Genomic DNA, 6,000 nt, shown 5'->3' on the forward strand with positions numbered 1-6,000 from the left:
AAGGGCTATTTCGGCCATCGCGGCCCGGATCGGGTCAAGCGGTCGCAGGAGCCGCGTAGGCGCGGACACCGGCCTCACCGTCCCCGGCGGCCCTCGCCGACGCGTCGGGCGCCTCGGGTCGGGTGACGGCGAACCCGCCGGCGCCTGCGTCGAATCCGGCCGCACCGGAAGACGGGCCGTGACGCGTTTGTGCCGCCCCGGCGCGAAGACAACGCGCGAGAAGGCGAGAGAAGGGGCGGGACACGTACGGCCCGGGCGGCCGCCCCACCTCTCCCAACTGCGTGAACGGCCTGGTGCGCGGCTCGCGCAACCCGCCTCCCACGCCCCGCACGAGAGCCGGCGGCAGGTCCGGACGGAACGTTCAGCCTGACCGAATCCCGACGGTACGGGGGCAAACATCGCGAAGGCGCGATCATCGTATCGAGTTAATGTCCCCGGCTTCCCTTGGCCCGGGAGGCGAACCGGCCGTTAGTGTCCTTCTGACTCCGGACGGAATCCGTTCGTATACCCCTTTCCTGCACTCTTGCCCCGTGCGTCCCGTTACGCCCGTTGCCGCACCCGACCAAGGAGAGCTCGCCCGATGACTGTTGATTCGCGCCCGGACACTCGGCTGGAGCCGCCACGGCAGTCCCTGGGTACGGCGGCCGCGCGCAAGCTCGCGACCACCGCCAAGTCCGCCCCGCAGATGCAGGAGATCAGCGACCGCTGGCTGCTGCGGATGCTGCCGTGGGTCGAGGCCAAGGGCGGGGTCTACCGGGTCAACCGGCGCCTGACCCACACCGTGGGCGACGGGCGGGTGGAGTTCGTCCAGGACGGCGCCTCGGTCCGGGTGATCCCGCGCGAACTGGGTGAACTGGCGCTGCTGCGCGGCTTCGACGACGTGGAGGTGCTCACCGCCCTCGCCGATCGCTGCGTCCAGCGGGACTTCTCGGCCGGCGAGACGCTGGTGGCGGAGGGTGCCCCGGCGGACCGGCTGCATCTGATCGCCCACGGCCGCATCGGCCAGACCTCGGTAGGCGGATACGGCGACGAGCTGTCCTTCGATGTACTCGGCGACGGCGACCACTTCGGTGAGCACGCCCTGCTCGACGAGGGCGCTCACTGGAAGCACACCGCGACCGCCGAGACCTCGGGCACCCTGCTCACGCTCTCCCGCGCCGACTTCGCGGGAGTGCGTTCCTCGGCACCGGCGCTGCGGGAGCATGTGGAGAGGTTCGTCTCGCTCCCCCGCCGACGCCAGAACCACAAGGGCGAGGCCGAGATCGCGATGTCGGCGGGCCACAAGGGCGAGCGGGAACTGCCGGGCGCGTTCGTCGACTACGAGGCGGCGCCGCGCGAGTACGAGCTCTCGGTCGCACAGACCGTGCTACGGGTCCACACCAGGGTCAGTGACCTCTACAACGGGCCGATGAACCAGACCGAGGAGCAACTCCGGCTCACCATCGAGGCGTTGCGCGAGCGCCAGGAGCACGAGCTCATCAACAACAGGGAGTTCGGCCTGCTCCACAACGCCGACTTCAAGCAGCGCGTCCAGCCGCGCTCGGGCCCGCCGACGCCGGACGACATGGACGAGCTGCTCTGCCGCCGCCGTGGCTCCAGGTTCTATCTGGCCCACCCGAGGACGATCGCGGCGATCGGCCGCGAGTTCAACGCCTGCGGTCTGCGACCCGCCCAGGTCGATCTCGACGGGCAGTCGGTGCAGGCCTGGCGCGGGGTGCCGATCCTGCCCTGCGACAAGATCCCCGTCACCCAGGAGCAGACCAGCTCGATCCTCATCATGCGTACCGGCGAGGACAGCCAGGGTGTCATCGGTCTGCGGCAGACCGGTCTGCCGGACGAGGTCGAACCGGGGCTCTCGGTGCGCTTCATGGGTCTCGACGAGAAGGCGATGACGTCCTACCTCGTCAGCACCTACTACTCGGCCGCCATTCTCGTACCGGACGCGGTAGGCGTCCTGGAGAACGTGCAGATCGCCCGCCGGCCCAGGTAGCCGGCCCGGCCCGTACGACACCGCGCGACCCCGCACGTCCCACCGGGGCCGGTCGCGCACGCCCGAACCGCCCGGGGACAGCCGCCCACCCCTCGAAGGAGTCCTGGATTGCCCGCGCCCGATCTGACCCCTCCCCAGTCGAGTCTGCCCGAGGCCGCCGCCGCCTTCGGGGCGTACACGCTCGCCGACGCGGCGGCCCGTGCCCGTGACATCCAGGCCGCCAGGGGCGCGCCCCCAGGCGTCCCGCCCCAGACCGCCGCACCCGTTCCGGCGCCCCCCGGCATCGCGGTACCGGCCGGGCCGCCGCCGCCCTCCCCCGCTCCCCCCGCGGTGCCTTCCGCCGAGACGCCGGACGCCGAGGTGGCGCCGCCGAGCAGCGATCTGGACCGGCTCCTGCGCGGTCCGAGCGGAATCGGCACGTCGGGCCTGCGGCTGACCCTGCGGGAGGAGCCGCCCGTACCGGCGGAGCCGCCGGCGGTCGAGGGCACTCCGATCCCGGGCCTGTACTTCCATCCGGTGGCCGAACCCGATCCGGTGCGGGTCGAGGAGGTCAGCCGCAGGATCAAGTCCTGGGCGCTGGACGAGGTTTCGCTGTATCCGGACGACTGGGAGGAGGAGTTCGACGGCTTCTCCGTGGGCCGCTACATGGTCGGCTGCCACCCGGACGCCCCGTCGGTCGACCACCTGATGCTCGCCACCCGGCTGATGGTGGCGGAGAACGCCGTGGACGACTGCTACTGCGAGGACCACGGCGGCTCGCCCATCGGCCTCGGCGAACGGCTGCTGCTGGCCCACACCGCCCTGGACCCGCTGTACACGACCGGGGAGTACCAGTCGCAGTGGGCCGAGTCGTTGCACTCGGACGCGCCCCGGCGGGCGTACCGCTCCGCCATGGAGTACTTCGTCCGGGCGGCCAGCGCCTCGCAGGCCGACCGGTACCGGCACGACATGGCCCGGCTGCACCTGGGATACCTCGCGGAGGCGGCCTGGGCGCAGCAGGACCACGTACCGGAGGTGTGGGAGTACCTGGCGATGCGTCAGTTCAACAACTTCCGCCCCTGCCCCACCATCACCGACACCGTCGGTGGCTACGAACTGCCGGCGGATCTGCACGCGCAGGCCGCCATGCAGAAGGTCATCGCGCTCGCCGGAAACGCGACGACCATCGTCAACGACCTCTACTCCTACACCAAGGAACTCGACTCACCCGGGCGGCACTTGAACCTGCCCGTCGTGATCGCCGAGCGGGAGGACCTCTCCGACCGGGAGGCCTATCTGAAGTCGGTCGAGGTCCACAACGACCTCATGCGCGACTTCGAGAGCGCGGCCGCGTCCCTGGCCGCCGACTGCCCGCTCCCGCATGTGCAGCGCTTCCTGCGCGGCGTGGCCGCCTGGGTCGACGGAAACCACCACTGGCACCAAACGAACACCTATCGCTACAGCCTGCCCGACTTCTGGTAGGAAGAATGGACTCATCTGTGACCAGCACCGAACTCACCGCCACCGACGCCTCCCTCTTCATCCCCGGCCCGGCGACGCCCTACCAGGGTGACATCGCGCGCTACTGGGACGGCGAGGCCCGTCCCGTGAACCTGCGTCTCGGCGATGTCGACGGTCTCTACCACCATCACTACGGCATCGGCGACGTCGACCACTCCGCGCTCGGCGACCCGGGTGACAGCGAGAGCGAGAAGAAGCTGATCACCGAGCTGCACCGGCTGGAGTCGGCGCAGGCCGAGGTCCTGCTGGGGCACCTCGGCGACATCGGGCGCGAGGACACCCTGGTGGACGCCGGCTGCGGCCGGGGCGGCTCGATGGTGATGGCGCACCAGCGCTTCGGGTGCAAGGTCGAAGGTGTCACCCTGTCGGCCAAGCAGGCCGACTTCGCCAACGGGCGGGCGCGTGAACTCGACATCCAGGACCACGTCCACGCCCAGGTCTGCAACATGCTGTCCACGCCCTTCGAGACCGGCCAGGCCGCCGGCTCGTGGAACAACGAGTCCAGCATGTACGTCGATCTGCACGACCTGTTCGCCGAGCACTCCCGGATCCTGAAGGTGGGTGGCCGCTATGTGACCATCACCGGCTGCTGGAACCCCCGGTACGGCCAGCCCTCGAAGTGGGTCTCGCAGATCAACGCGCACTTCGAGTGCAACATCCACTCGCGCCGCGAGTACCTGCGCGCGATGGCCGACAACCGGCTCGTGCCGCAGGCCGTCATCGACCTCACCCCGGACACCCTGCCGTACTGGGAACTGCGGGCCACGTCCTCGCTGGTGACGGGCATCGAGGAGGCGTTCATCAACTCCTACCGGGACGGCTCCTTCCAGTACGTCCTCATCGCGGCGGACCGGGTCTGACCCCTTCGCACCGGCGCCGGAGACGGCACGGAGAGCGACGCCCCCGCCCGGGGCGTCGCTCTTCGGCGTTCACGGCGGGTTCACGGCACCCGGCCCGAGGCGGTCCATGAAATTTCGGCCGCCCTTGGTTACGGCGTTCCCATGTTCATACGTTCGGGTTGAGTCGGGGTACGGCCCCGACGCCTCTTGTACGCACGCCTCGTGGCGCGCCGGGGCGCACGGCCCGGTGCGGCGGAGGTGGCGCGCGGTGCGGCGGGGGGCACCGGCGGAGTTCCCGTCCGCCTTTCAGGGTTTTCCCATGCTGGCGAGCGCGGGCCGCCCGGTGGTTGCGTTCGAGCCGGCAACGACCGCTGAACACCCAGACCGCTGAACGCCCAGAGGAGAACGTCGTGCTCGAACGCGTCTACCGCAAACTCGTCCTGCTGCTCCCGGACCGCCCCGACACCGCCCTTCCGCTGCATGTGATCGCCCAGACCGCGGTGGTCGGCATCCTCGCCGTCACGGCCCGCTGGGCCTCGGTGCTCGTGACCGCCACGGTGGCGGGGGTGGTGTGGATGGGGCTGCCTCCGGAGGCGCTGATGATGGCCGCTCCGGTGGCGTGGGCGGACCGGACCGTGGTGATCTACCTCCGTGTCACCCGGCTGTAGCCGCACCGGCCGATAATCGCCCGGTCGTGCCGCGTGCGGCCCCGACTTCACTCCACGAGAGGCCAGTTGGGGCCTAGCATGGCTGCTCTGCCAACCGGCTTCAGCCGCAGCCCAGTTGATGGGGCCGCGCCCGAACGGGGAGAGAGCCATGTCCATCGACGTGAGCACGCCGAGCGTGGCGCGCATGTACGACTTCCTCATCGACGGCACGGACAACTACGAGTCGGATCGGGCGGCTTGCCGCAGGCTCCTGGAGATCGCTCCCAGCACCCGTGAACTCGCCCTGATCAACCGGGCGTTCCTGGTGCGGTCGGTGCGCTACCTCGCCCAGGAGTGCGGCATCCGTCGGTTCATCGACCATGGCTCCGGACTGCCCACCCGGCCCAACGTCCATCAGGTGGCGCAGGAGTCCCAGCCCGGGGCCCAGGTCGTCTACATCGACAACGACCCGCTCGTGCACGCGCACGGGCGGCTCATGCTCGCCGAGGACCTCAAGACCACCGCCGTCGTCGAGGCCGACATGCGCGATGTCGACGGCAACTTCGGGCGTCCCGAGGTGCGGCGCCTGACCGAGGACGGGGAGCCCGTCGCCGCGCTCTTCGTGTCCGTCCTGCACTGCGTCCCGGACGCCGACGACCCCTGGCAGCTGGTCAGGGACGTCGCCGGCCGGCTGCCCGACGGCAGCCATCTGGTCGTCTCCCAGCTCGCCAGCGACAACGCCCAACTCCGGCACGAGGTAACGGAGTTCATGCGCGAGACCACCGGCGGCACCTGGGGCCGGGTGCGCTCCACCGCCGAAGTGCGGAGGTATTTCGACGGCCTCTCCCTGCAAAAGGCCGAGGAGCCGGTGGAGGTCTCCACCTGGTACCCGGACACCGACATCTTCCCGCGCCAGGCGACCCAGGAGTGGATCGAGTACGGCGGCGTCGGGAAGGTCGTCCGGCCCTAGGCCGTGTCCGTAAAGTCGATGGTTCGTTGCTCCGTTCGTGGTGCGTCGACATGA

General features: G+C 70.2%; 5 protein-coding genes. All 5 read left to right on the forward strand.

All coding sequences use genetic code 11. The features are described 5' to 3' along the window. The first annotated feature begins 580 nt into the window (after window positions 1-580). Window positions 581-1,990: a family 2B encapsulin nanocompartment shell protein gene (locus tag CG740_RS19180; RefSeq protein ID WP_100576378.1), complete on the forward strand. Its 1,410-nt coding sequence runs from the start codon at window positions 581-583 to the stop codon at window positions 1,988-1,990. A gap of 108 nt (window positions 1,991-2,098) precedes the next feature. After that, on the forward strand, window positions 2,099-3,451 hold the full coding sequence (locus tag CG740_RS19185) for a family 2 encapsulin nanocompartment cargo protein terpene cyclase (protein WP_100576379.1): 1,353 nt from the start codon (window positions 2,099-2,101) through the stop codon (window positions 3,449-3,451). Between the two features lie 17 nt (window positions 3,452-3,468). Further along, a complete protein-coding gene (locus CG740_RS19190; protein ID WP_100576380.1) occupies window positions 3,469-4,350 on the forward strand; it encodes a geranyl diphosphate 2-C-methyltransferase in 882 nt (293 codons plus the stop codon). A gap of 389 nt (window positions 4,351-4,739) precedes the next feature. Then, a complete protein-coding gene (locus tag CG740_RS19195; protein WP_100576381.1) occupies window positions 4,740-4,997 on the forward strand; it encodes a hypothetical protein in 258 nt (85 codons plus the stop codon). Between the two features lie 148 nt (window positions 4,998-5,145). Continuing rightward, on the forward strand, window positions 5,146-5,946 hold the full coding sequence (locus CG740_RS19200; protein ID WP_234376361.1) for an SAM-dependent methyltransferase: 801 nt from the start codon (window positions 5,146-5,148) through the stop codon (window positions 5,944-5,946). Window positions 5,947-6,000 lie beyond the last annotated feature (54 nt).

The organism is Streptomyces sp. CB01201 (assembly GCF_002803085.1).
GTDB lineage: Bacteria > Actinomycetota > Actinomycetes > Streptomycetales > Streptomycetaceae > Streptomyces > Streptomyces hundungensis.

Bases quoted from the DNA above. Each gene is read 5' to 3' on its own strand.
- CG740_RS19180 (WP_100576378.1), top strand. From the start codon at position 581: ATGACTGTTGATTCGCGCCCGGACACTCGGCTGGAGCCGCCACGGCAG.
- CG740_RS19200 (WP_234376361.1), top strand. From the start codon at position 5,146: ATGTCCATCGACGTGAGCACGCCGAGCGTGGCGCGCATGTACGACTTC.